The sequence below is a fragment of the Bradyrhizobium sp. Tv2a-2 genome (assembly GCF_000472425.1).
In the GTDB taxonomy this organism is placed as follows: domain Bacteria; phylum Pseudomonadota; class Alphaproteobacteria; order Rhizobiales; family Xanthobacteraceae; genus Bradyrhizobium.
Map to the genome: position 1 here is coordinate 243,921 of NZ_AXAI01000005.1, position 25,722 is coordinate 269,642.

Here is a 25,722-nt window from a genome sequence, read left to right on the forward strand (position 1 = left end):
GGCCTGAAGGCCTCGAATTAAACAACGTCTTCCAGCGCGCGGCGATTCTCGATCCCTGCGTGACCTTAACCTTTTCGAGGGGGTCAAGACAGCAAGAAGGCCGCAGGTCACCTCACGCTTTGGCCAACCGCTCACCCATCAGGCGATGGAGCAGGTTGACCGCCTTCAACGGGCGCACCATCACCTTGAAATGGATGATGCGGCCATCGTCGGAAAAACTGATGATGTCGACGCCGTTCAGCTTGATGCCGTCGATCTCCTGCTCGAACTCGAGCACTGCGCCTTTGTCGTTGCGCCATTCGCCGACATAGGTGAAGCCGGAGCCGCCAAGGACCTCCAGCGCACTCGCAAGATATTTGAAGGTGATGTCGCGCCCGCGCTGCGGGGTATGGACAACCGGGCTTTCGAACACCACGTCGGGATGCAGCAGCTCCCAGAGCGCCTTGCCGTCATGGGACTGGGCGTAAGCGTACCATTTGTCGAGCACGGTCATCGTCACGGGACGTCTCCTTGACCTTCTCTTCAGCGGCCTGCGGTACAACGGCAAGCCCGCGCAGACGCATCGATCGGCGGTTCGCCCGCAGGCTCAGTTGCTATGCACATTGACGCATATGCAATTCTATGCATAAAGTCAATACGACCGACTAAGACGAAAGGGCCGACCCGTGGCGCTGGGCGATGCGATCCTGGTTTGTCTCACGGAACGTCCGATGACGGGCTATGAGCTCGCCAAGACCTTCGATTCCTCCATCGGCTTCTTCTGGAAGGCCGACCACCAGCAGATCTATCGCGAGCTGACCCGCCTGCGCGAGCGCGGCCATGTACAGGCCCGCGAGGTTGTGCAGACCGGCAAACCCAACAAGCTGGTTTATACCCTGACCGCCGAGGGCAAGGCGGCGCTGCGGCACTGGGCGGCCCGCCCCTCGAGCCCGGCCTCGATCAAGGACGACATGCTGGTGCGGCTCTGCGCGCTGGAAGCGATCGACATCGAGCCGATGCGGGCCGATCTGATGGCGCGGCTGGAGCATCATCGCGATCGCCTCGCCCGCTATGAGCGGGTGCTGACCAAGCGCTTTCCGCGCGGGGCGGAAACGCTCGACGACACCGGCAAGCTGCTGGCGCTGCACCTGGGCTTGCGCCACGAGCGGGCGGTCGTGGAGTGGTGCGAGGAGGCGCTGCAGACGCTGCAGCCGGATGCCGGCGGTACCAATGTGACGCCGATCGGGGCCCCGCCGCACGAAATCAAGCGGTAGCCTCAAGCGCATGGACCTAAAGGGCAATTTAAGGTCCGGAAACCGCATTCCTTAACTCGGTATTTACCGTAACGGGAAAAAGTCGACGGCTGAGGCAGACGACCCGCGCCGAATTCGATTGTCTTCGATTTGGGACGCGCGGGGAAGCTGCGGGCGCCGGGTGGAGCGCCTTAAGTCGAAACCGGACGGTATCATGAATTCGCGCGTGTGGAGTGTTGACGGCATCGATCCATCCGTTCGCGAGAAGGCCGAAGCTGCGGCACGCCGCGCCGGCATGTCTCTCAGCGACTGGCTGAACTCGACCCTCGGCGAGACAACCCCGCCGAACTTCCGCAATCCGGCGCCGGCGCCCGCGCCCGAACCACGGTCCGAGCCGCGGCCGCAGTTCAGCCGGGATGTCGCCGACATCCACCAGCGGCTGGATTCGATCACCCAGCAGATCGACCAGATTTCGCAACACCCTCGCCGCAACGAGCCCGCACGCGAGCAGGGCGTTGCCCACCAGCTCAACGATGCGATCTCGCGGCTGGATGCGCGGCTGTCCCAGATCTCGGTCCCGCAAGATCCCAAGCCCGTCCAGCAGCAGCGCGAGCGCCAGAATGAGGCTGTGGAGCGCGCCGCAGCGCAGATCTATCGCAACTCGCCGCCGCTTTCGCCTTTCGACTCCGCGGTCGCCGAAATCGCCGCGCGCCAGAGCGAGCTCGACGGCCCGTCACAGCGCGCAGTGCCGCCGCGGGCGGCGCCTCCGATCGCTCCGCAGGCACCGGTGCAGCGCGACCTGAGGGAGCCGCGCGATCCCCGCGAGCCGCGCGAATACCGCGCTCCCCGCGAGCCTGGTGGCCCGGACTTCTCCGCGCTCGAGCGGCATCTCGTGAAGATCACCAGCCAGATCGAGGCGCTGCAGCGCCCGAGCGGGCTCGATCAGTCGATCACCGCCTTCCGCACCGAACTCTCCGAAATCCGCAACGCGATCCTGGAGGCGATGCCGCGACGGGCGATCGAAACGATCGAGAGCGAGGTGCGCTCGCTCGCGCGCCGCATCGACGACAGCCGCCAGAACACGAATGACACGCAGGCACTCGGCAAGATCGAGCACGCGCTGGGCGAAATCCACGAGGTGCTGCGCACCTTGATGCCGGCGGAGCAGCTGCGCGGCTATGACGAGGCGATCCGCAATCTCGGCGCCAAGCTCGACATGATCCTGCGCTCGAGCGAGGATTCCGCCACGGTGCAGCAGCTGGAAAGCGCAATTGCAGCGCTCCGCGGCATCGTGTCCAACGTCGCCTCCAACGATGCGCTGGAACGGCTCGCCGAGGACGTGCGGCTGTTGTCGACCAAGGTCGACCAGCTCACCCGCGGTGCCAACAACAGCGATTCCTTTGCTATCCTCGAACAGCGCATCGCGGCGCTGACCTCGGCGCTGGAAAACCGCGAGCATGAGCGGCCGGCCTTCGACCGCTCCGCCCAGTTCGAAGACGCGCTGCGGGGGCTGTCCGACCGCATCGACCGCCTGCAGGTCGGCAATGACAACGCCGCCACCTTTGCCCATCTCGAGCAGCGCGTATCGCATCTATTGGAGCGGATCGAGGCTTCCAACGAGCAGCGCGGCGGCAGCAGCATAAACCTCACCCGCGTCGAGGACGCGCTGCAGGACATTCTTGGCCATCTCGAACGCCAGCATGCCGCCTTCATGCGGCTCGCCGACAATACCCCCCGCGCAGCCGAGCCGCAGGATTTCGGGCTCGCCGACATCGTCAAGCGCGAGCTCTCCGACATTCGCTCGCGCCAGAACGACACCGACCGCCAGACCCAGGATTCGCTGGAAGCCGTGCACAACACGCTCGGCCATGTGGTCGACCGTCTCGCCATGATCGAGGGCGACCTGCGCGCAGTGCGGACCGCACCGCCGCCGCCACCGGCACCAGTCGCAGCGCCGGCGCCAGCTCCCGTCTTCATCGCGCCCGAGCCCACGCCCGCGCCGCGCGCGGCCATGCCGGAGGAGCCCAGGCAAGAGCTGCACAAGCCCGAACTGCCCAATCCCGCCGCGGTGCAGCCACACTTCGTCGCTGCCCCTCGCGATTTCCACGCAGCCGCGCTTGCGGCTCCGCCTCAGCCGGTGCCGCCGCAGCCGCCGCTTGCGATCAGCGAGATCCTGGTGCCGCATGCGCAGGCACAGCCGCGCCCGGCGATTGCACCGGAGCTGCCGCCCGATCATCCGCTCGAGCCGGGCACACGGCCCGGTGGCCGTCCCGCGTCGCCGTCGGAGCGCATCGCCGCGTCCGAAGACGCGATCAGCGAGATCCCTGCGGCCGCTCCCAAGCCGCCGGTCTCCTCCTCGAGCTTCATCGCTGCCGCTCGCCGCGCCGCCCAGGCCGCGGCAGCCGCGCAGGCCGCGCCCGAAAAGGGCCGCGCCGGCAAGAGCGCGAACCCCGACAAGGACAAGAAGGAGCCCTCGACCATCACCTCGAAGATCCGCTCGGTGCTGGTCGCGGCGAGCGTGGTCGTGATCGTGCTCGGCACCTTCAAGATGGCAATGACGCTGCTCGATGGTTGGGGCAGCCAGGGCCCCGCAGCTGCGCCCGCAGTCGAGAGCACGAACGAGCCGCAAGCAGCTCAGCAGGCGCCTGCCGCCAACAGCGCGGCACCCGCCCCGACCGAACAGGTCACGCCGCAGATGACATCGCCGACCCCGATCGGCAAGCAGTCGTTCAACAATGGCGCTACGGACACCACTGCCTCAGCTACGATTCCGCAGGCGCCCGCGACTGCGCCCGGCGCGAACTCCGACGTCACCGGCACGATTCCCTCGATCCAGCAGCTCGCAGGCGGCCGCAAGCTGTCGCAGATCGCGATCCCGCCGACCGAGCAGCTGGCCGATGGCGTGGCCGGCCCCATGCTGCGCACCGCCGCCATGAAGGGCGATGCGACTGCTGCTTACGAAGTCGCCGTGCGCTATGCGGAAGGCAAGGGCGTTGCGACGAATTACGAAGAAGCTGCCAAATGGTACGACCGCGCTGGGCAAGCCGGCCTGATCCCGGCGACCTTCCGGCTCGGCACGCTCTATGAGAAGGGCTTGGGCGTGAAGAAGGACGCCGACATCGCGCGGCGCTACTATATGCAGGCCGCCGAGCGCGGCAACGCCAAGGCGATGCACAATCTCGCGGTGCTCGACGCCGATGGCGGTGGCAGCCCGGACTACAAGAGCGCGGCGCAGTGGTTCCGCAAGGCGGCCGATCATGGCGTCGCCGACAGCCAGTTCAATCTCGGCATCCTCTATGCCCGCGGCATCGGCGTCGACCAGAACCTGGCGGAATCCTTCAAATGGTTCAGCCTCGCGGCGGCGCAGGGCGATGCGGATGCCGGCCACAAGCGCGACGACGTCGCCAAGCGCCTGGATGCCCAGTCGCTCGCGGCTGCCCGGCTTGCGGTGCAGACCTTCATCGCCGAGCCTCAGCCCGACGATGCCGTCAATGTCGCAACGCCTGCCGGCGGCTGGGACGCTGCCGCGGCGCCGACGGCGACAAAGCCGGCAACGAAGCCCGCGGCAGCAAAGCGTGCCGCTGCGCTGACGACGACGGCGGCACGTTAGCCCCTTAGCCGCCTCACCTCGCACCGAAGCAGGCTCCGCCCCCGATCCGTCATCCGGTGGCGCTCGTATCAGCGAGCGTCGAAGGATGAACGGCCCGAGTGCGGCAGCGGGGCGTCGCCCGTCACCTCATCCAACACAATCCTGTGCGATCGAACGGCGTCATATCCGCCGGCGACAAAGCCGTGTAGATAGGGCGCAATGCGCACGCCTGGCCGCTGGAGTTCGCCTTGTCGGTCGATGATCGCGAGAATGCTGGAAGCGAGTTTCGGAACTCCCCGACGGGTCCCTGGGTGGCGCCGCCACGCGTTCCCGACCGCGTCTACCGGGCGCCCCCGCGGCCATCGCAGCCACCCTTGCGCCAGCCAATGCGGCGACACTGGTTGTGGCGCTATGCGGTCTTCTTCCTGATCGTGCTCGGCGTCCTCATTCGCGCCTACCGGGACATGTCGCACCCAGAGGCCTGGGCCTATTGGAAAGACCAGTACCTGTCGCCCAGCCTTTCAGCCCAGAGGATCGCGAGCGTCGATATCGACGGCACGGGAAAGCGCAGGACCGCGCTCGTCGTCAGCGGCAAGATCGGCCCCGCGGCTGCGACCTGGCTGCACCAGAAGCTCGACGAAACGCAGCTTGCCGCAGGCGATGTGGTGGTGCTGTCCTCGCCGGGCGGCGACCTCGGCCAGGCCATCATCATGGGCGAGATCATTCGCGCCCGCGGACTCGCAACCGCTGTGGGCGTCGCGGACGCGTCTGGCGACATCCGCCCCGCTTATTGCGCCAGCGCCTGCGTGGTGATCTTTGCTGGCGGCAAGCCGCGCTATGGCGTGAAAGGCTCGATGCTCGGCGTGCATCGCTTCGTCACCACCACACCGGTGCATGATCCGGTCGCCGAAGCCCAGCGCGTCGCCGGCGAGGTGCTGGGCTACATGACCAAAATGGGCGTCTCCTCGACCGTGGTAGAGGCGATGTCGCAGACTCGCGACGTGCGTTGGCTGGGCAACCAGGAGGCGCTCGCGATGAACCTCATCACCGATCCGGTTCGGACGCCCTGAGCATTCCTCCACATTAATCTGAATCATTCACCATGCGGCAAGGCGGATCGCCGCGTGCGGCAAAAAAGCTGTCGCCAGTGCGTTTCTCCGGTCCCCCGTGACAGCGATTTCGGTTATGCAAAGGCGGCAGGCCTGGCCTGGCGCATTTGCGAGATATGAACCGATTTGCGGGACGACGCGCGATGCAGCTTTATCTCCCGATCGCCGACCTCCCGGTCAATGTCTTCCTCATCCTGGCGATGGGCGCGGCCGTCGGTTTCGTCTCCGGCATGTTCGGGATCGGCGGCGGCTTCCTGATGACGCCGCTCTTGATCTTCATCGGCATCACGCCTGCGGTCGCGGTGGCCTCGGTGGCAAGCCACATCGCTGCCTCCTCCTTTTCCGGCGCGATCTCCTATTGGCGGCGCCGCGCCATCGATCCGGCGCTGGCGCTGGTGCTCCTGATCGGCGGCACCATCGGCACCGCGCTCGGGGTCTCGACCTTCACGTTGCTGCGCTCGCTCGGCCAGCTCGATCTCACCATCGCACTCTCCTATGTCGTGCTGCTCACGACCGTCGGTGCACTGATGTTCTGGGAGGGCCTGCTCGCGATGAGGCGGATACGCCGCGGCGTGCCGGCGCCACGCCGCACCCATGGCTGGATCCATACGCTGCCTCTGAAGATGCGCTTCAAGCGCTCCAAGATGTATCTCTCGGTGATCCCGGTCGTGGTGATCGGCGTCGTCATCGGCTTTCTCGGCGCGGTCATGGGAATCGGCGGCGGCTTCATCCTGGTGCCCGTCATGATTTACCTGTTGCGGGTGCCGACCACGACGGTGATCGGCACCTCCATGGTGCTGACGCTCTTCACCATGCTGTTTGCCACCGTGCTGCATGCGGTGACCAATCATCTCGTCGATGCCGTGCTGGCCTTGATGCTGATGGTGGGCGGCGTCACCGGCGCGCAGTTCGGCGCGCGCGCCGGCCAAAAGATCCGCAGCGAGCAATTGCGGCTGCTGCTCGGCCTCCTGATCCTCGCGGTCGGTATCCGCTTCGCGGTGGAGCTCGTGATCCGGCCGACCGAACTCTTCACCATCCGGGAAATCGGGGTGAACGAATGAACGCGCGCGGTTGCTTCGCCATTTGTCTCGCGCTGCTTGCGGCGTCTTTCGCCACAGGCGAAGCGAATGCCGAGCGGCTCATCGTCTCGGTCTCCAACCACCGCGTCACCGTCACGCCGAATTATTCCGGCGAGGAGCTGGTGCTGTTCGGCGCGATCGAGAGGGACGCGGCGACGCCAGCCGCCCCGCGGGCCTATGATCTCGTCGTCACCGTCGCGGGCCCGCGCGCGGACATCGTCACGCGCCGCAAGGAGCGCAAATTCGGCATCTGGGTGAACTCCGACTACCGCCAATTCGTCAAAGTGCCGACCTATCTGGCGCTGTTCGCCAACCGTCCCTTCGACGACATCGCCTCTGCCGATGTCGCGCGGCGCCAGCAGCTTGGTCTCGACAATGTGCTGCTGACCCAGCGCATCGGGCCCGATTATGCCGATGTGGTGCCCAACGACGCGTTCCGCAGTGCCTTCGTGCGGCTGCAGTTGCAGCGCGGGCTCTATCGCGAGGATACTTCGGCCGTCACCTTCATCACCCCGACGCTGTTTCGCACTGGCATCCCCCTGCCCGCCCAGGTGCCGATCGGCACTTACGATGTCGAGATCAGGCTGTTCGCGAATGGCGCTCTGGTGACGCGCACCGAAACCGCATTCGAGATCGTCAAGGTCGGCTTCGAGCAGTTCGTCGCCAACACTGCGCGGCAAAATGGCCTGCTCTACGGCCTCGTCACCGCCGCCATGGCGCTGATGACCGGTTGGATTGCGTCGCTGGTGTTCGCGAAGGATTAGCTTCGGCTTGCGCGTTCACCACCGGCCGGGTGACGAGATAGATGCCGAGCGCGACCGGCACGATCCCCAAGAGATCGCGGAACGCGACATGCTCGCCGAGCACCAGATACGCGAACAGCATGGCAAGCGGCGGCATCAGGAAGTGATAGGCACTTGCCGCGGTCGCGCCGCAGACCTTCAGGAGATGGAACCACAGCATGTAAGCGAAGATCGAGCCGCCCAGCACCAGAAAGGCGAAGGCACCCACAAGGCGCAGGCTCGGCACGATGTCATGAACATCGGCGAAGGTGAACGCGATCGGCGCAAGCACGATGCCTGCGGCGAGATTCTGGATGCCATTGCCGATCCACAAGCTTCCCTTGGGCGCAAACAGCTTGAACAGGATGGTGCCGGCCACGATCGACGCCAGCGAGGCGAAGGTGAAGAGCACGCCATGCAGGCTGTCGGTGCCGAGCGACATGCGGTGCCAGACGATGAAGGCGACGCCGGCAATCCCGAGCAGCAGTCCTGCGGCCTTGCGCCAGGTCATGGTCTCGCCGAGCAACAGCGCGGCCAGCGCAGCCGTGAACACCGGATTGGCCGAGACGATGAGGCCACCGAGACCGGCTGAGACAGATTTCAGCCCGGTGTAGCCGAGGCCAAGATAGAGCGCATTGTTGGCGAGCCCGAGGATCGCAAACATCGCAGCCTCGCGCCAGGACAGCTGCTGCCAGGCCTCACGGCGGAAGGCGAAGACACCGAGGATCAGCAGCCCGGCGAGCGAGAACCGCGCCGCGAGCAGGATCAGCGGCGGGCAATCGGTGACGCCGATCTTGCCGGCGATGAAAGCGAAGCTCCAGAGCAGGCAGAACAGCGTGATCGCGAGCGGCAGGGTGTTGAAACGGGTGGTGGTGGTGGCCGAGGCAGACAGGGTCATTGCGGGTGCGGCGGGCATTGGAGCGGACATTGGAGCGGACATTGGAGGTTTCCTTTGCCGCCTTCATTTAAGGTCTTTCTTGCTATTTGGAAATTAAATCATTAACTAGCAGCCAGTGGATTTCTTAATGGGAGTCCGGAATGCTCGATCTCGAACTGTTGCGCAGCTTTGTCTCGGTGGTCGAAGCCCGCGGCTTCACCCGGGCCGGCGAGCGCGTTCACCGCACCCAGTCGACCGTCAGCCAGCAGATCAAGCGTCTGGAGGATGACATCGGCCAGCCGTTGCTCGTCCGCAGCGGCAAGGACGTGACGCCGACGGAAGCCGGCGAGAAGCTGTTGTCTTACGCGCGACGCCTGTTGTCGCTTGCCGAGGAGGCACGCGACGTGGTGGCACGGCCGACGCAGGAAGGCGCGGTGCGGCTCGGCATCCCCGAGGATTTTGCCCTCTATCGGCTGTCAAAGCTCTTGGCGACGTTTTCACGCGCGCATCCGACACTGCGGCTGGACATCCGCGCCGACCAGAGTCTGAATTTGAAGCGCGACCTCGGTCGCGGCGAGCTCGACCTCGCGCTTTTCAAGCGCGCGGTCGGCGAGAAGGGCGGCATCGCGGTATGGCCGGAGCGCGTCCACTGGATCACCAGCAGGCACCACGCCCGCGACGTCAGCGCGGGCTCGGTGCCGCTGATCGGCTTTCCCGCCGGCTGCCTGTATCGGGCGGGTGCGATCCATGCGCTGGAGAGTGCCGGCCGCTCCTGGCACATGGCGTATACCTCCTCCAGCCTCGCCGGCATCCAGGCCGCGGTCGCCGCCGGCATGGGGTTGAGCATCATGTCGGAGATGGCAATCCAGGCCGATCACCGCGTGCTGACGGCGAAAGACGGCTTCAAGCCGATCGACAAGACCGAAGTCGCGCTGATGGCCTCCCCCGACGCCAGCCCCGCAACGTTGCGGCTTGCGGACCGGCTCGCGGAGTTTTGCGGGACGGTGCAGGCGAAGGCGGCTTAGAGCTTTCACCGCGTGCGCCGCTGCGCTCCCTCGCCCCGCCCTTGCGGGGAGAGGCGGAGACCGCGGCGATCCCCTACGCCAAAGCGCGATGAGATTTGGTTGAATCGTCATCGCGCTTTAGGTCTTTGATTGAGCATGATCTTTCGGAAAACCGCTACACACTTTTCCGGATCATGCTTTAATAACACCTCGCCGCGGCGATGCTGTGGACGCGACGGTCGCCGAGCAGGTGCGCGACGAAGCCTGCCGTCGGAAAAATCTTCGCGAACGCCTGGTCGCGGATGCTGAGACCTCCCGCGTAGGCCCCGAACGCCGGCATCACCGCGCGCTCGCCGTCGCAGGCGAAGCAGCGGCGCTCCACCGAACGGCCGCGGGCCGAGACGCGCGCTTTGGGATGCAGGTGGCCCGCGATTTCTCCGACAGCACCGGTGGGCTCATGACGGAAGACGATCGGACCGACCGCGACCTCGCTCGCGACAACGCCACCGAGGTCCGACGGAAGCGCGGGATCGTGATTGCCGGAAATCCAGATCCAGTCGCGCCGCGCCTGCAGGGCGCCTATGGCGTCGCGATCGATGTCCGAGAGACGCTCATGCGCGTTGCGATCGTGAAAGCTGTCACCCAGTGCTATCACCGTGCGAGGGTCGTGTCGGGAGATGACAGCAGCGAGCCGGCTCAGCGTCGCCGCGGTATCGTAAGGCGGCAGCAGCACACCGCGCGTCGCAAAGCTCGAACCTTTTTCGAGATGCAGGTCGGAGACGACAAGCAGGCTCTCGTCTTCCCAGAACAGCGCGCCGGAGAGATCGGCGAGCATCGTGACCCCGGCGATGTCGAGCGTTCCCTGCAAATTAACGGCGAGCGCCAGTTTTTCCGTCATCAGCCCCGACCAGCGGTAATCCCGCCATTACGACATCGCTTCCCTGACGAGATCGTCGGCGGCTTCCGCCAGCAATTCGTCTGCTGCTTCGCCATAAACTGACTCGCGGCCGATTTCCAGCATCACGGGGACCGCGAGCGGGGAGACATGGCCGAGTTCCCGGTGGGTCACGTGGCCGTGGATGCGCGCGAGCATGTCGGAGAGCCGGCGCAGGTCGAGCAGGCCGGTGGCGGCATCGGCGCGCGCGGCGCGGAGCAGCACGTGGTCGGCTTGGTGCTTGCGCAAGACGTCGTAGACGAGGTCGGTCGAGAACAGCACCTGGCGTCGGTTCTTTTCGTCCGAGGTCGAGCGGCGTGCGATCAGGCCGGAGATCAGCGCGCAATTGCGGAACATGCGCTTCATCAGCGCGGATTCGGCAAGCCAGGCCTCGAGGTCATCGCCGAGCATATCGGGATCGAACAGCGCGTTGAGATCGACCATGCCCTGGCGCACCATGAAGGAGAGATCGCCCAAGCCCCAGATCGCGACCGCATATTCGTTGGCGACAAAACCGAGCGGACGGGCGCGGGCGCGCTCCAGGCGCCGCGTCAACAGCATGCCGAGCGTCTGGTGCGCGAGCCGGCCCTCGAAGGGATAGCAGACGAGATAATGCTTGTCCGCGCGCGGAAACGTTTCGACCAGAAGCTCGCGCATTGCCGGCACACGGGAAAAATCCCGCTGCAGCGAGAGCCAGTCGCGCACCTGCTCCGGCAACGCGTTCCAGGCGCGCCTGTCGTCGAGCAATTTTCGCACGCGCTCGGCGAGATAGGTCGAGAGTGGAAACTTGCCGCCCATATAGGACGGCACCTTGGCATCGCCGTCGTTGGCGCGGGAGACATAGACTTCATCCTCGACCAGCGCCTCATAGCGCACGATCTCGCCGCCGAACACAAACGTGTCGCCGACCACGAGGCCTTCGATGAAATATTCCTCGATCTGGCCGAGCATGCGGCCACCGCGGCCGATCACGCCGGTCGAGCCCGATCCGCCGCCGCGAGAGCGCACCAGCTTCACCTTCAGCATGGTCTCCTCGACGATGGTGCCGACATTGAGCCGGTAGCTCTGCCGCACCGCCGGATTGGCGACGCGCCAGCGCCCCTGTTTGTCCTGCTTGATGCGGGCAAAGCGCTCATAGGTCTTCAGCGCATAGCCGCCGGTGGCGACAAAATCGACGACATCGTCGAAATCGCCGCGCAAAAGCTCGGCGTAGGGCGCGGCCGTGCGCACCTCCTCATAGAGCTCGTCGGCGAGAAACGGCTCACCGCAGGCACAGCCGAGCACATGCTGCGCCAGCACGTCGAGCGCGCCGGTGCGCAGGGGCGGCGTGTCCTGCGCGTTCTCGGCGATCGCATCGATGGCGACGCGGCACTCCAGCACCTCGAAGCGGTTGGCCGGCACCAGCACCGCGCGTGAGGCCTCGTCGAAGCGGTGATTGGCGCGGCCGATCCTCTGCATAAGCCGCGAAGAGCCCTTCGGCGCACCGATATTGACGACGAGATCGACATCGCCCCAGTCGACGCCGAGGTCGAGCGAGGAGGTGCAGACCACGGCGCGCAGCCTGCCGGCGGCCATCGCGTCCTCGACCTTGCGCCGCTGCGCGACATCGAGCGAGCCGTGATGCAGCGCGATTGCCAGCCCATCATCGTTCATGCGCCAGAGCTCCTGGAAAAGCATTTCGGCCTGGCTGCGCGTATTCACAAAGACCAGCGTAGTCTTGTTGGCCTTGATCAGCTGGTAGATCTCGGGAAGCGCATGACGCGCAGTGTGGCCGGCCCAAGGCAGTCGTTCGCGCGTGTCGAGCATCTCGACCACAGGCGGCGTGGCGCCGCCGGCGATGACGGTGTCGGCCGCCGCGCGGCCGCCTTCCGGTTGCGGCACCAGGAAGCGCGCGAGTTCTTCCGGCTCGGCGACCGTTGCCGACAGGCCGATGGCGCGAACGTCGGGCGCAAGCTTCCACAGCCGCGACAGCCCAAGCGACAACAGGTCGCCGCGCTTGGATGTGACCAGCGCATGCAACTCGTCGAGCACGATGCGCTTGAGCGAGGCGAACAGATAGGGCGCATCGTCGGAGGAGAGCAGCAGCGCCAGCTGTTCCGGCGTGGTGAGCAGGATGTCAGGCGGATAACGCCGCTGGCGCTGCCGCCGCGACACCGGCGTGTCGCCGGTGCGGGTCTCGACTTTCACCGGCAACCCCATTTCAGCAACCGGCATCTCGAGGTTGCGCGCGATGTCGACGGCGAGCGCCTTGAGCGGCGAAATGTAGAGCGTGTGCAGACCGCCGGTGCGCCGCACGCTGCGGCCGGTGGAGATGACTTGCGGCACGGGCGTGCTTAGCTCGACCAGCGTCGGCAAGAATCCGGCGAGCGTCTTGCCGGCGCCGGTCGGCGCGATCAGCAACGCCGAACGGTCATCGCGGGCTTTTTCCAGCAGAGCAAGCTGATGGGCGCGCGGGGACCAGCCGCGCGATGCGAACCATTTTTCGAAACGGTCCGGCAGCAACACGGCCGCCGGTTCGGGAAGAACTGGTGAAAGGCGGGGCGGCACAGGCAGAACGTATGGCGTCCAACCGGCTTCGTCGAGGGCTCCAGGCTTCTGATTGCGCCAATTGAGCCGCAAACTCCTGTCCGCACGTCGCGCGGAGAGGCCGACGCGCGCTAGCGCGGCGGGTGAGGGGCTTTCTCCGCGCACTGAGCTCCTCGAGAGCCCCTCACCCGACCCTCTCCCCGCAAAGGGCTGGGAGAGGGAGCCGAGTGCCGACAAACAGGGAGAGATCAGAGATCACTCTGTTACGGGCCTGTCCGAGATATCCCAGTCCTTGCCGTTGAAGATCGAGATGTAGAGCGTCTTCATCGGGGTGTAGTCGTCGGGTGTGTAGTTGTACACCACGCCATCGAGGAAGAACGGAGAGTGGAAGCCGTTCAGATTCGCCGCCTGCCGCAGCACGCTCTCGCGGGTCAGCTCGTTGCCGCAGCGACGCAGAATTTCGCCCATGGTCACGGCCTGGCCGTAGCCGGCATAGGCGATGGTGTTGTCAGGGTCGACGCTCGGCAAATATTTTTGCCGCAGCTCCTCGAAGCCCATCACTTCGGGATCCTTCTCCCAGCGCGGAACGCCGGCATCCTTGGCATAACGGATGGCGACGATGCCGGCGGCATTCTCGAAGCCGGCCGCGGACAAAATCGAACGGCCGGTCGAGCCCGCCGACAACAGCTGCAGCGGCTTCCAGCCGAGCTCGGCGACCTTGCGGATCGATTGCGACGCCGCCTTGCCGGTCGTGATGTTGTAGAACACATCCGCGCCCGACTTCGACAGATTGATCAGCTGCGAATCCACGGTCGGATCGGAGAGATCATAGGTCTGCTCCATGATCACCTTGGCGGTGCCGCCCGCATCCTCCAGCGACTTCTTGAAGGGGCCGAGGAAGTCGCGGCCGAAATCGTCGTTCTGGTAGAGGATGCCGACCTTGGCATTCGGCTTCACCGCGATCACGTGCTTGGCCAAGATGCGTGCCTCGGTCGGATAGAGCGGCAAGCCCGCCATGGTCCATTTGTAGTTCTTCGGATCGTTCCACTTGGATGCGCCGGTGTTGAGCAGGAGCTGCGGCACGCCCTTGGAATTGAGATATTTGTGCACGGCAGTCTGCGGCGCGGTGCCGAGCGAGCCATAGAGCGCGAGCACCTCATCCTGCTCGACCAGGCGCCGCGTCGCCTCGACGCATTTCGGCGCGCTATAGGCGTCGTCCATGGTGAGGAAAGTGACCTTGCGCCCGTTGATGCCACCCTTGTCATTGAGCATCTGGAAATAGGCCTCACCGATGCGCCCCAGCACGCCATAGAGCGAACCCGGGCCGCTGTGCGGCACGGTCTGTCCGATCTTGATCTCGGTATCGCTGGCTCCGAAGTCGTATTTCTTCTCGGCGGCGAACGCGGTGGTTGAGGACGCAAAAATGGTCGCGGCGGCGCCGACGCAGAACTCGCGCCTCGTTTGACGGATTTTCATTTTTTCTCTCCCTAGATGCCCGCATTGTGCTGGCATCGCGGGAGCATGGGCAAGAGCGAAATGGGCGACGCGCTGAGAAGACGCAGCAATTCGCTGGCTGCGTAGCGCCTAGACTCAAGTTTTCGTCGCAACAACCGCGAGCCCGCGCACCGGCTCATTGTCTTCCATGCGCGGGCTCGCCTGCTCGAGCTGCGCAAGCTTGAGGCCTGCGGCCGCAATCGTCTTGCGCAGATATTCCGCGGCGTGGGCATAACGCAGGCCCTCGCCGATCACGACGCCCTCGCCGTCATGAGTTTCGACAGTGAAAGCGACGAGCCCGCCAGGTGCGAGTACGCGCTTGATTTCGGAGACTACCGGGAGAAGCTCCGGCACATAGCAGAACGCATCCGCCGCCAGCACGAGATCAGCGCTTGCATCGGCTTTGCTGTTGAGGCCTGCGACCATGTCCTCGACCTCCAGCTGTTCATAAAGCCCGGTCGCACGCGCCTCCTCGATCATGCCAGACGAGAGATCGATGCCGGTGAAATGGTCCACCTGCCTGGCGAACTCGGCAGCGCAAAGTCCGGTGCCGCACCCGAGATCAATCGCGCGTTTGAAGAAGGCAGGCTTGCGTGCCGCGACGCGCACCGCGACCACGGCCTTGAACAGGAGCTGCGGGGCCCGATAATTGAGATCGCCGAGCAGCGCATCCTCGAAGCGAGGCGCATATTGGTCGAACAGTGCCTGCACATAGCCGCGCGGCATCGATGACAATTCCTCCGCCCCCAGCCGCATCAGCCGCACCGCCGCACCATGCCGGTCCTGCGGATCGGCCTCGCGCGCCTTGCGAAAGGCTGCGATCGCCTTCGCGGTCTCCCCGAGTTCCTGGCGGATTTCGCCGAGCGTGAACCAGGCGGTCGGAAAATTCGGTGCCAGCTCGATCGCCTGCTCCAGGAGGTCGGCGGCTGCCGGCAGATCGCCGCCTAATTGCAGGTCGCGCGCAAACTCAAAGCGGCGGTCGGCAAGCAGATCGCCGGAGGACAGGAAAAGACGTGCAGGCATAGGAACCGATTGGAGACTCGTGAAATCTTCGGTGCAACCTATATGACAAAAATGCGTCCGCAAGACCTCCTGCTGCCAACTCCCGCCGGTCTCTGCTGCAAGCTGGGCGGCTTTCATATCGATCCGGTCCGCTCCGTCGAGCGGGCCCTGATTACCCATGGCCATTCCGACCATGCCCGCGCCGGCCATGGCGCGGTGCTGGCGACGCAGGAAACGCTGGACATGATGCGGCTGCGCTATGGCGAGAATTTCGCGGGGAGCACGCAGGCGGTCGCCTATGGCGAGGACATCCGGCTCGGCGGGGTCAACGTCAAGTTTCATCCCGCCGGCCATGTGCTGGGCTCGGCGCAGATCGCGGTGTCCTGCAACGGGATGCGCATCGTCGCGTCCGGCGACTACAAGGACGCGCCCGATCCGACCTGCGCGCCGTTCGAGCTCGTGCCCTGTGACGTCTTCATCACCGAGGCGACGTTCGGCCTGCCGGTATTCCGTCACGGCAATGCGGCGGATGAGGTGAAGAAGCTGCTCGCCTCCGTCGCGCTGTTCCCGGAGCGCGCGCATCTGGTCGGCGCCTATTCGCTCGGCAAGGCGCAGCGCGTGATCGCGCTGCTGCGCGAGGCCGGCCATGACGCGCCGATTTATCTGCATGGCGCCATGGAGGCGATCACCTATTACTATCGAAGCCGCGGCATTCCGCTCGGCGAGCTGCGCCCGGCGCGCGGCGTGAAGAAAGCGGAGCTTGCCGGCACCATCACGCTCGCGCCGCCAAGCGCGACCTCCGATATCTGGACGCGTCGCTTTCCCGATCCGGTCACCGCCTTTGCGTCGGGCTGGATGCGGGTGCGCGCACGCGCCCGCCAGGGCGGCATCGAGCTGCCGCTCGTGATTTCCGATCACGCCGATTGGGATGGGCTCACCACGACCATTGCGGCAACCGGCGCCGGCGAGATCTGGGTCACTCACGGTCAGGAGGACGCGCTGGTGCATTGGTGCAGGTCCAAAGGCCTTGCCGCGCGGCCGCTCGACCTCGTGGGCTATGGCGATGAGGACGAGGGTGAGGGTGAGGGTGAGACTCAGCCAGGGTCCCAGGCCCAGCCCAAGCCCGAGGGAAGCCAGGATGCGGGAAGCGAAGCATGAACCGCTTCGCAGCACTGCTCGACCGCCTCGCCTATGAGCCCGGCCGCAACAACAAGCTGCGGCTGCTCGCCGCCTATTTCCGCGAGGTCGGCGATCCCGACCGCGGCTTTGCGCTTGCTGCGCTCACCGGCGCGCTATCGTTCAAGCACGCCAAGCCCGGCCTGATCCGCGACCTGATCGCGGCGCGCACCGATCCCGTGCTGTTCGGCCTGTCCTATGACTATGTCGGCGACCTCTCCGAGACGGTCGCGCTGATGTGGCCGAAATCACCGCCCTCCTCCGACAACACCGGCCATAACAAGCCGCCGCCCCCGACGCTCACCGAAGTCGTCACCACCTTGCGCACGCTTGGCAAGACCGAGCTGCCCGCGCAACTCTCGCGCTGGCTCGACGAGCTGGACGAGACCGGCCGCTGGGCGCTGCTAAAGCTCGTCACTGGCGCGATGCGCATCGGCATCTCCGCACGCCTTGCCAAGACGGCCGCCGCCGCGCTCGGCGACAAGGATCCCCACGAGATTGAGCTACTGTGGCCGGGGCTCGTCCCACCCTATCTCGACCTGTTCGCCTGGCTGGAGGGACGGGCCGAGAAGCCCGTCAACCGCGATCCCGCGCCGTTCCGGCCGGTGATGCTGGCACATGCTCTCGAGAACGAGGACCTCACCGGCATGTCGCCGGCCGACTACATCGCGGAGTGGAAATGGGACGGCATCCGCGTGCAGGCGATCGCCGGGCGCGACAGCCGCGGTCATTTGGCGACGCGGCTCTATTCTCGCACCGGCGAGGACATCACCACCAGCTTTCCCGACCTTGTGCCGGCGCTGCATCTGCCGGGCGCGATCGACGGCGAGCTGCTGGTGATGCGCGAAGGCCGGGTGCAGAGTTTCAATGTGCTGCAGCAGCGGCTCAATCGCAAAGTCGTCTCGCCAAAACTCACGAAGGATTTTCCGATCCATCTGCGCGCCTATGATCTGCTCGGCGACGACGCGAACGACTTGCGCGAATTGCCGTTCACCGAACGCCGCGCGCATCTCGAGACCTTTATCAAGCGGCTCGACGATCCCCGCATCGACCTGTCGCCGACGATAGCCTTCGACAGTTGGGTGCGCCTGCGCGCCGCGCGGGCCGATCCCGCGTCTGCCGGCGCGGGCGAGGATGCCGATGCCGTCGAAGGCGTCATGCTCAAGCGGCGCGATGCGCCCTATCTGCCGGGCCGGCCCAAGGGGCAGTGGTGGAAATGGAAGCGCGATCCGCACATCATCGATGCCGTCCTGATGTATGCCCAGCGCGGCCACGGCAAACGCTCATCGTTTTATTCGGACTACACCTTCGGCGTTTGGACCGCCGGCGAGGCCGGCGAGGAGCTGGTGCCGGTCGGCAAGGCCTATTTCGGTTTCACCGACGAGGAGCTGTTGCAGATCGACCGCTTTGTCAGGCGCAACACGACCGAGAAATTCGGCCCCGTGCGTCATGTCGTTCATGAAGCCGACAAGGGCCTGGTGCTGGAAGTCGCCTTCGAAGGCCTGCAGCGCTCGACGCGACACAAATCCGGCGTCGCAATGCGCTTTCCCCGCATCAGCCGGCTACGCTGGGACAAGCCGCCGCGCGAAGCCGACCGGCTGGAAACGCTGGAGAGAATGCTGAAGGCCGACGCCGCAAATAAAGATTTGGTAACGCCGGAATCCGGTTGACGAGAGATTTCCGGTTCCCCATTTGCGTCTCGCTATTGTAAAATGGGGACCGCGAATCCGCGGGAGAACGACGATGTCACACGACAGCAGGGAATTGCCGGCAGGTCCTGGCGGCCTCACCCGCTTTCTCGGCGGCTCGCCGCTGTCGGTCGCATTTCGGCTGATCCTGCTGTCCATCCTGGTCGGCGTAGTGCTGGCCGCGATCGGCTTCGATCCCTGGAACATCATCCTGAGCATTCGCCTGCTGTTCCGGCGGCTCTGGGACCTCGGCTTCGACGCTGTCAACTGGCTGTGGCGCTACTTCCTGCTCGGCGCAGTCATCGTGGTCCCGATCTGGCTGTTGTCGCGAATCTTCGGCGGCGCGCAGCGCCGCTACTAATCATCGCGACCAACGACATTGCTCGCTCCTCCCACCAGGGTCACGACCGCGCGGGTCTTTGCCATCGCGGGACCGGCGATGCTCGCCAATTTGACGACGCCCTTGATCGGCATCGTCTCGACCACGGCGATCGGCCGGCTTGGCGTTCCCGCGCTGCTCGGCGGAGTGGCAATGGCGTCCGTCATCTTCGACTGCCTGTTCTGGCTGTTCGGCTTCCTCCGCTTCTCCACCGTCGCCTTCACTGCGCAATCGCTGGGCGCGGGCGAGGTCGAGGAATTGCCGGCGCATTTTGCCCGCGGCCTCATTCTGGCTGCAGTAACCGGTGCAGCGCTGATCCTGCTGCAGGTGCCCCTGGGCGCGCTGCTGCTCGAGGCCATGGGCGGCAGCCGCGATGTGACTGCGGCGGCGCGCACCTATTTCGCCATCCGCATCTGGTCCGCGCCGCTGGCGCTCGGCAATTATGTCGTGCTGGGCTGGCTGGTCGGGCTGGCGCGCGCCAGGCTGGCGCTGCTGGTGCAGATCGCGATCAATCTCGTCAGCACGGCGGCAACGGCATTATTTGTGCTCGCGCTCGATTTTGGCATTGCGGGCGCCGCACTGGCCGCGGTGATCGCGGAGGCCTGCGGCCTTCTGCTCGGAATCTTGATCGCACAGCGGCTGCTGCAGGGACGGTTTTTCGTGCCGGCCAAGAGGCTGTTCGACCGCGAAAAGCTCGTGCGCATGCTCGGCGTCAACCGCGACATCATGATCCGCACGGCGGCGCTGATCGGCGCGCTGCTGTTTTTTACGGCCCAGGGCGCACGCGCGGGCGACGTCACGCTTGCCGCCAACTCGGTGTTGAACAATTTCCTCCTGATCAGCGCCTTCTTCCTCGACGGACTTGCCAACGCCGCCCAGCAGCTTTGCGGCCAGGCATTTGGCGCGCGCGACAGGAACGGGTTTGCCACCGCCACGCGACTGGTGGTGCTCTGGGGCTTTGTCTTCGCGGTCGCCGTGATGGTGGTGGTCGCACTGTGCGGGCCTGTCATGATCGACATGATGAGCGCGAGCCCGGAAGTGCGCCAGACCGCGCGCGATTTCCTCATCTTCGTGATTGCCTCGCCTGTGCTTGCGGTGCTCGCCTTCGCGTTCGACGGCGTCTATATCGGCGCCACCTGGGCGCGCGATATGCGCAACCTGATGCTGGTCTCGCTTGCGATCTTCCTCGCCGCCTGGCTCGCGCTGCGCGGCTTCGGCAATGCCGGCCTGTGGGGCGCGCTGCTCGCCTTCTATGCCGCCCGCGGCGGACTGGAGGCCGCGCGCTATCCGGCGCTGCTCAAGGCTTCGTTCGTCCCGAATTCGTAGGGTTGGTAGAGCGAAGCAAAACCCATCCCACGGGCTGCGACCCTATGCCGGCCAATCCTCAGCCGTGATTGTCGCCGCATCCGCGCCGACGATCTCGGCGAGCGAATCGCGCCCGGTGCGCAGCAGCGTCGAAGCGAGATCGGCCTTGATCTCCTCGACAAGGCCAAGACCCCTGTAGACCAGCGAGGAATAGAGCTGCACCAGGCTGGCGCCGGCGCGAATCTTCGTCAGCGCAGCGCCACCGGAATCGATGCCGCCGACGCCGATCAGGGGAAACGCGCCCTCGGCGCGCACATAGGTCTCCGCCACCATCCGCGTCGACAGGCGGAACAGCGGCCGGCCCGACAGTCCGCCGGTCTCTTCGGCCCTGGCCTTGTCACGCAGGCTCTTGGGCCGCGCCACCGTGGTGTTGGCGACGATCATTCCGTCGACCCGGCGCGAGCGCGCGACCTGCACGACCTCGTCGAGCTGGGCAAGGCTCAGATCCGGCGCAATCTTCAAGAGCACCGGCGTGTCGCCGGCCTTTTCGCGCACCCGCTCCCGCGCATCGATCACCCGCGCCAAGAGATCGTCGAGGATCGCGGCCTGCTGCATATTGCGCAGGCCGGGGGTATTGGGCGAGGAGACGTTGACGGTGAAATAGCTCGCCACCGGCGCAAAGGTCTCGATCAGCTGGACGTAGTCGGCGACGCGGTCCGGCGAATCCTTGTTGGCCCCGACATTGACCCCGACGATGCCGCCGTGATTGGCGCGCGCGGCAAGCCGCCGCAGCACCAGCTCGGCGCCGTCATTGTTGAAGCCCATGCGGTTGATCACGGCCTGGTCCCGCTCCAGCCGCAACAGCCGCGGCCGCGGATTGCCGATCTGGGGCTTCGGCGTCACCGTGCCGATCTCGGCAAAGCCGAAGCCGAGCCGGAGCAACGCATCCGGCACTTCCGCGTTCTTGTCGAAGCCCGCGGCCATGCCGATCGGATTAGGGAAATTGAGGCCGAAGGCGCGCACGGCAAGCTTGGGATCGTCCGGGCGCGGCTTGATCGGCGGCAACAGCTTGAGGCCGCCAATCGCCAGGCGATGCGCGTCCTCAGGGTCGAGCCAGCGTAGCAACGGCAGCGACAGGGCGTCGAAGGCGCGGATCACGGCTTCAACTCCGGAATCTCATGATAGCCGTCGGAGCGGACCGGCAGGTCATAGACGCCGCGCACGGCGCCAAGATCGAGTTCGCCATAGAGATGTGGAAACCTCTCGTCATCGCGCGAGGGCTCCCAGCGCAGCGCGTCTCCCAGCGCATCCGCATCGACCTCGACCAGGAACAGCGCGCGCTGGCCGAAAAAATGCTTTCGCGCCGTCCCCTCCAGCTGGGAAGCGGTCGAGAAATGGATGAAACCGTCGCGCGCATCATCCGCACTGCCCCGGTAGACACCACTCCTTTCGGCCTCGCGCCAGGCGGAGGCGGAACAAATCTTGTAAATCTTGACCACGAGCTCTGCCGGAGCCTCTTGTTTGAATCTGCTCGGGATTTTCTGCCAGGGGCGGACCGTATCGGCCAGCCCGGCACAACTCAAGGGGCGGTTGTGGAGAGCTTGGGCCATCAGGCAAGAGGCTGATTCTGCGAGGGATTATTGCCTCAGGCATGAATCAAGCCGCCCTCGCGAAAACGCGAGGAGCGGCCGACGCCGTTTCGTGAAGCGAGAACGGAAGTACTGGCCTGCTAGGCAGCCTGCCCGCCTGAAGCATGATCCGGAGAAGTGTGTAGCGGTTCTCCGAAAAGATCATGCTCAATCAAAGACCTAAAGCGCGATGACGATTCAACCAAATCTCATCGCGATTTAGGTCGCGTAGTCGGGCTCCTTACGGTCGAGGATACGCTTGAGTGCATCAAAATGCCGCTGGACGGGCCCTGGGTTGTAGAGGCTCTCGCCACCGATATCCCGCTTGGTCTTCTCCACCACAGGCTCGGGAAGTTGCTTCAGGGGCTGCCCGGTCCACATGGCGTAGATCTGAACCTTCGCGGCGCGCTCGGTGTAGTAGAGCCGGTCATAGGCCGCGGCCACGGTCTCGCCGACCGTGGAGATGCCGTGATTGGCCATGAACAGGATCGTCTTGTCGCCGATCACACGCGCAAGCCGCGCGCCTTCGGCCGGATCGAGCGCGGGGCCGGTGTATTCGCTGTCATAAGCGATTTCGCCTGACAGCCCGACCTCGGTCTGGCCGATCTCCTTGATGCGCGGATCCTCCAGCCGCGTCAGCGCGCTCGCAAAAGGCATGTGAGTGTGAAACACCGCCTTGGCCTGCGGCAGCGCCTTGTGGATCGGCGCATGGATGCAATAGCAGGAACGCTCGACATCGCCGCTGCCGCGCCTGACCTTGCCGTCGTCAATGCCGACTTCCATGAACGAGGACGCCGTGACTTCGGACCAGTGCATGCCGAACGGGATCTGGTAGTAGCGGTCGCTGTGACCGGGCACTACCAGGGTCAGATGATTGAAGATGCCCTCGCTGAAACCGTGCATGAAGGCGAGCCGATGTGCGGCAGCGAGGTCCACCCGCGCCTGCCATTGCTCGGCGCCGTAATCGGCAAGCGTCTCCGGCGAAACCCTGAACTGCATGACGTCCTCCGCTTGACCTGATATGAGAGCGATCCGTTTTGCCCGGACCGACCGACCTGATTTTTGCCCATTGTAATCCAGTTCGACAATTCATCGGTTGAAATTGCCGCAGGGCGGCCATCCCGCTTTGCAGTTTTCGTCGCCTGAATGTGCGTGGCGATGCGCGGCTGCAACGCGTAGGCTGGCGCTACGACACTTCAGGGAGATTTCGATCCACATGTCGCCAACTGTTGCCAATTCCGAGCGTCAGCGCGTCGCCGTCATTGGTCTGGGCAGCATCGGCGGCGTGGTCGCGGGCCTACTCGGCGCGGCCAGCCGGCACGATGTCGCAGCCTGTGTCAGGCGCCCGATCGAGCAACTGACCGTCGAGCAGGCGGACGGAGCCGTGGAATTTCCCATCCGCGGATGGACCGATCCGTCCATGGCGCAGCCGCAGGACTGGGTCCTCTTGTGCACCAAGGCACAGGACACGACGGCGAGCGCGCCCTGGCTGCAACGGCTGTGCGGTCCCGCTACGAGGATCGCCGTGCTGCAGAACGGGATCGGACAGGCCGAGCGCGTCGCGCCGCTCGTCAGCACTGCGACAGTGATCCCGACCATCGTCTATTACAACAGCGAGCGGCTCGCACCCGACCGGGTTCGCTACCGCCGTGCCGGCGAGTTCGACTTCGCCGTTGCCGATGATGCGCCGGGACAGGCATTCGCGGCGCTGTTCGAGGGCACGCCCCTGCGGACCCTTGTGAGCGGTGACTTCAAAACGCTCGTTTGGCGAAAGCTGCTGGTCAACGCGGTTGCCAATCCCGTCTCCGCACTCACCATACAGCGCAACGCGGTGTTTCGGCGCGCGGATATCAACGCGCTCTGTCTTGCGTTGCTCGAGGAAGCCGCCGCGGTCGGACGCGCCGATGGTGCGAAGCTTGCGGACGACGAGGCCGCACAATCATTGGCGCGGCTCGTCGCCATCCCGCCTGATGCAGGCTCCTCCATGTATTTCGATCGCCTCGCCGGCCGGCCGCTCGAAATCGACGCGCTGACCGGCGCCGTGGTGGAAATCGCCGTGCGGCACCGTGTTCCGACGCCGCTGCTGAGTATGCTGCTGACGCTCGCGCGCGCGGCGAGCGGATCAAGCCGTCCCGGCGAAGGCCGGGGCTAAGCCGACCGCGCCAGCGCGCCGTCGATCATGTTGACCGCGTTGCCGATGCCATACACCGCAACGAAGGAGCCGAAGCGCGGGCCTTTCTCCTGACCCAACAGCACCTGGTAGAGCATGTTGAACCAGTCCAGCGACACACCGGGCCGGCCGTCCTTGCCCTTCTTGTTGGTGTCGAGGAACGGCTCGCGGCGGCCGATCTCGTAGACAACGTTCTGGATGTCCTCAGGAGTGGACGCCGCCGGCAGATTCGACAGCGCATCGCGCAGATCCTGTAGCGCCGCGCGCTCGCCGTCGGTCGGCTCGCGGAACTGCTTCGTCGGCGCAACAAAGTCGCGGTAGTAATTGATGGCGTAGCCGACCATGGCATCGAGCTTCGGATGCGTCTGCGGCGTCACGCCCGGGCGATAGCGGCCGATGAAGCCCCACAGGGTCTCTGCATTCTCCGCATTCGACGACGACACCAGCGTCAGCAGAAGCTGAAAGGTGACGGGCATGTCGGCCTTCGGCGGCTGGCCGGCATGGAAATGCCAGACCGGATTGCCGAGCTTCTGCCGCCCATCCTGCTTCGGAAACGCTTCGAGGAACTGGTAATAATCGTCGACATTGCGCGGGATGACGTCGAAATAGAGCCGCTTCGCCGCCTTTGGCTCGCGATACATGAACAGCGATAGCGATTCCGGCGGCGCATAGCGCAGCCACTCCTCGATGGTGAGGCCGTTGCCCTTGGACTTCGAGATCTTCTGACCCTTCTCGTCGAGAAAGAGCTCGTAGTTGAAGCCTTCGGGCTGGATGCCGCCGAGCGCGGCGCAGATCTTGCCCGACAGCTTCACCGAGTCGATCAGGTCCTTGCCCGCCATCTCATAATCAACCGAGAGCGCATACCAACGCATTGCCCAGTCCGGCTTCCATTGCAGCTTGCAGTGGCCGCCGGTGACCGGCAGCGTGACGGGCTCCCTGGTTTCGGGGTCGTCATAGGAGACGGTGCCGGCCTTGGCGTCATGCGCGGTGATCGGCACATACAGCACCATGCCGGTGCGCGGGCAGATCGGGAGGAACGGCGAATAGCTTGCCGCGCGCTCCTCGCGCAATGACGGCAGCATGATCGCCATCACCTTGTCGATCCGCTCCAGCATGCGAAGCAGTGCGGCGTCGAAGCGGCCGGAGGTGTAATAGTCGGTCGAGCTTGCGAACTCATAGTCGAAGCCAAACTGGTCGAGGAAAGCACGCAGCCGCGCGTTGTTGTGCGCGCCAAAACTCTCATGCGTGCCGAAGGGATCGGGCACGCGCGTCAGTGGCTTGCCGAGATTCTTTTCCAGGAGCTCCTTGTTCGGCACATTGTCCGGCACCTTGCGCAGGCCGTCCATGTCGTCGGAGAAGGCAAGCAGGCGCGTCTTGATCTTGTCCTCGGTAAGCACGCGAAAGGCGTGGCGCACCATGGTGGTGCGCGCGACCTCGCCGAAGGTGCCGATATGCGGCAGACCCGAGGGGCCGTAGCCGGTCTCGAACAGGACCTCGTCCTTTGGCTGCTTCTTCAGCCGCGCCACAATCGCTTTCGCCTGCTCGAACGGCCAGGCGTTGGATTGTTCGGCAACCGCGCGCAATTCGCTCGCGGTGGGGCCGGCAAGGTCGATGGTGGACATGTTCGGTACGGTTCTCCAAAGGCCGCGGAAATTAGCGGTTTTGCGCCAGAATGCAAAATACGGGCTGTGCTGTCATTCCGGGGCACGCGAAGCGTGAACCCGGAATCTCGAGATTCCGGGTCCGGT

General features: G+C 65.2%; 21 protein-coding genes. 11 read left to right on the forward strand and 10 right to left on the reverse strand.

Features of this window, described 5'->3' with window-relative positions:
* Positions 1-112 precede the first annotated feature (112 nt).
* A complete protein-coding gene (locus A3AI_RS0112455) occupies positions 113-493 on the reverse strand; it encodes a nuclear transport factor 2 family protein (protein WP_502685743.1) in 381 nt (126 codons plus the stop codon).
* A gap of 172 nt (positions 494-665) precedes the next feature.
* Here A3AI_RS0112455 and A3AI_RS0112460 point away from each other — a divergent pair, with 172 nt between their 5' ends.
* From A3AI_RS0112460 to A3AI_RS0112480, 5 genes are all read left to right on the forward strand, one after another.
* The gene (locus tag A3AI_RS0112460; RefSeq protein ID WP_024515892.1) at positions 666-1,253 is read left to right on the forward strand and encodes a PadR family transcriptional regulator; all 588 of its coding nucleotides are present in this window, start codon (positions 666-668) and stop codon (positions 1,251-1,253) included.
* Positions 1,254-1,446: 193 nt separating this feature from the next.
* Complete coding sequence (locus A3AI_RS0112465; protein WP_024515893.1) at positions 1,447-4,842, forward strand: SEL1-like repeat protein; 3,396 nt, start codon at positions 1,447-1,449, stop codon at positions 4,840-4,842.
* Positions 4,843-5,069: 227 nt separating this feature from the next.
* Positions 5,070-5,891, forward strand: a complete 822-nt coding sequence (locus A3AI_RS0112470) for a COG3904 family protein (RefSeq protein ID WP_024515894.1) — start codon at positions 5,070-5,072, stop codon at positions 5,889-5,891.
* A 182-nt stretch (positions 5,892-6,073) separates the two neighbouring features.
* A complete protein-coding gene (locus tag A3AI_RS0112475) occupies positions 6,074-6,991 on the forward strand; it encodes a sulfite exporter TauE/SafE family protein (protein ID WP_024515895.1) in 918 nt (305 codons plus the stop codon).
* Positions 6,988-7,773 (forward strand): TIGR02186 family protein, encoded by a 786-nt coding sequence (locus tag A3AI_RS0112480; protein WP_024515896.1) that lies wholly within the window; start codon positions 6,988-6,990, stop codon positions 7,771-7,773. The genes A3AI_RS0112475 and A3AI_RS0112480 overlap by 4 nt, the downstream gene beginning before the upstream one ends.
* Here A3AI_RS0112480 and A3AI_RS0112485 read toward each other — a convergent pair.
* Positions 7,712-8,689 (reverse strand): DMT family transporter, encoded by a 978-nt coding sequence (locus A3AI_RS0112485; RefSeq protein WP_024515897.1) that lies wholly within the window; start codon positions 8,687-8,689, stop codon positions 7,712-7,714. The two genes, A3AI_RS0112480 and A3AI_RS0112485, sit on opposite strands and share 62 nt — an antisense overlap.
* A gap of 140 nt (positions 8,690-8,829) precedes the next feature.
* On the opposite strand from A3AI_RS0112485, the gene A3AI_RS0112490 reads away from it, so the two are divergent.
* Positions 8,830-9,693, forward strand: coding sequence for a LysR substrate-binding domain-containing protein (locus A3AI_RS0112490; protein ID WP_024515898.1), 864 nt, complete (start codon positions 8,830-8,832; stop codon positions 9,691-9,693).
* 178 nt (positions 9,694-9,871) lie between these two features.
* Here A3AI_RS0112490 and pdeM read toward each other — a convergent pair whose 3' ends face one another.
* From pdeM to A3AI_RS0112510, 4 genes are all read right to left on the reverse strand, one after another.
* Positions 9,872-10,570, reverse strand: coding sequence for a ligase-associated DNA damage response endonuclease PdeM (pdeM, locus tag A3AI_RS0112495; RefSeq protein ID WP_024515899.1), 699 nt, complete (start codon positions 10,568-10,570; stop codon positions 9,872-9,874).
* A 27-nt stretch (positions 10,571-10,597) separates the two neighbouring features.
* A complete protein-coding gene (locus A3AI_RS0112500; RefSeq protein ID WP_024515900.1) occupies positions 10,598-13,153 on the reverse strand; it encodes a ligase-associated DNA damage response DEXH box helicase in 2,556 nt (851 codons plus the stop codon).
* Between the two features lie 234 nt (positions 13,154-13,387).
* Positions 13,388-14,608 (reverse strand): ABC transporter substrate-binding protein, encoded by a 1,221-nt coding sequence (locus tag A3AI_RS0112505; protein WP_024515901.1) that lies wholly within the window; start codon positions 14,606-14,608, stop codon positions 13,388-13,390.
* A 114-nt stretch (positions 14,609-14,722) separates the two neighbouring features.
* Complete coding sequence (locus tag A3AI_RS0112510) at positions 14,723-15,649, reverse strand: class I SAM-dependent DNA methyltransferase (protein ID WP_024515902.1); 927 nt, start codon at positions 15,647-15,649, stop codon at positions 14,723-14,725.
* A gap of 51 nt (positions 15,650-15,700) precedes the next feature.
* On the opposite strand from A3AI_RS0112510, the gene A3AI_RS0112515 reads away from it, so the two are divergent.
* From A3AI_RS0112515 to A3AI_RS0112530, 4 genes are all read left to right on the forward strand, one after another.
* Positions 15,701-16,786, forward strand: coding sequence for a ligase-associated DNA damage response exonuclease (locus A3AI_RS0112515; RefSeq protein WP_024515903.1), 1,086 nt, complete (start codon positions 15,701-15,703; stop codon positions 16,784-16,786).
* On the forward strand, positions 16,783-18,474 hold the full coding sequence (locus A3AI_RS0112520; protein WP_024515904.1) for an ATP-dependent DNA ligase: 1,692 nt from the start codon (positions 16,783-16,785) through the stop codon (positions 18,472-18,474). The genes A3AI_RS0112515 and A3AI_RS0112520 overlap by 4 nt, the downstream gene beginning before the upstream one ends.
* A 73-nt stretch (positions 18,475-18,547) precedes the next feature.
* On the forward strand, positions 18,548-18,853 hold the full coding sequence (locus tag A3AI_RS0112525) for a DUF6460 domain-containing protein (protein WP_024515905.1): 306 nt from the start codon (positions 18,548-18,550) through the stop codon (positions 18,851-18,853).
* A 78-nt stretch (positions 18,854-18,931) separates the two neighbouring features.
* On the forward strand, positions 18,932-20,197 hold the full coding sequence (locus A3AI_RS0112530; RefSeq protein WP_156927758.1) for an MATE family efflux transporter: 1,266 nt from the start codon (positions 18,932-18,934) through the stop codon (positions 20,195-20,197).
* Between the two features lie 42 nt (positions 20,198-20,239).
* On the opposite strand, the gene A3AI_RS0112535 is transcribed toward A3AI_RS0112530, so the two are convergent.
* From A3AI_RS0112535 to A3AI_RS0112545, 3 genes are all read right to left on the reverse strand, one after another.
* Entirely contained in the window at positions 20,240-21,334 is a 1,095-nt protein-coding gene (locus A3AI_RS0112535; RefSeq protein ID WP_024515907.1) for a quinone-dependent dihydroorotate dehydrogenase, read from the reverse strand.
* Positions 21,331-21,675, reverse strand: a complete 345-nt coding sequence (locus tag A3AI_RS0112540) for a DUF952 domain-containing protein (RefSeq protein WP_024515908.1) — start codon at positions 21,673-21,675, stop codon at positions 21,331-21,333. The genes A3AI_RS0112535 and A3AI_RS0112540 overlap by 4 nt, the downstream gene beginning before the upstream one ends.
* Positions 21,676-22,023: 348 nt before the next feature.
* Positions 22,024-22,803, reverse strand: a complete 780-nt coding sequence (locus A3AI_RS0112545; RefSeq protein WP_024515909.1) for a class II aldolase/adducin family protein — start codon at positions 22,801-22,803, stop codon at positions 22,024-22,026.
* Positions 22,804-23,020: 217 nt separating this feature from the next.
* Here A3AI_RS0112545 and A3AI_RS0112550 point away from each other — a divergent pair, with 217 nt between their 5' ends.
* Positions 23,021-23,956, forward strand: a complete 936-nt coding sequence (locus A3AI_RS0112550; RefSeq protein WP_024515910.1) for a 2-dehydropantoate 2-reductase — start codon at positions 23,021-23,023, stop codon at positions 23,954-23,956.
* Here A3AI_RS0112550 and A3AI_RS0112555 read toward each other — a convergent pair.
* Positions 23,953-25,596 (reverse strand): lysine--tRNA ligase, encoded by a 1,644-nt coding sequence (locus A3AI_RS0112555; protein WP_024515911.1) that lies wholly within the window; start codon positions 25,594-25,596, stop codon positions 23,953-23,955. The two genes, A3AI_RS0112550 and A3AI_RS0112555, sit on opposite strands and share 4 nt — an antisense overlap.
* Between the last annotated feature and the right edge of the window lie 126 nt (positions 25,597-25,722).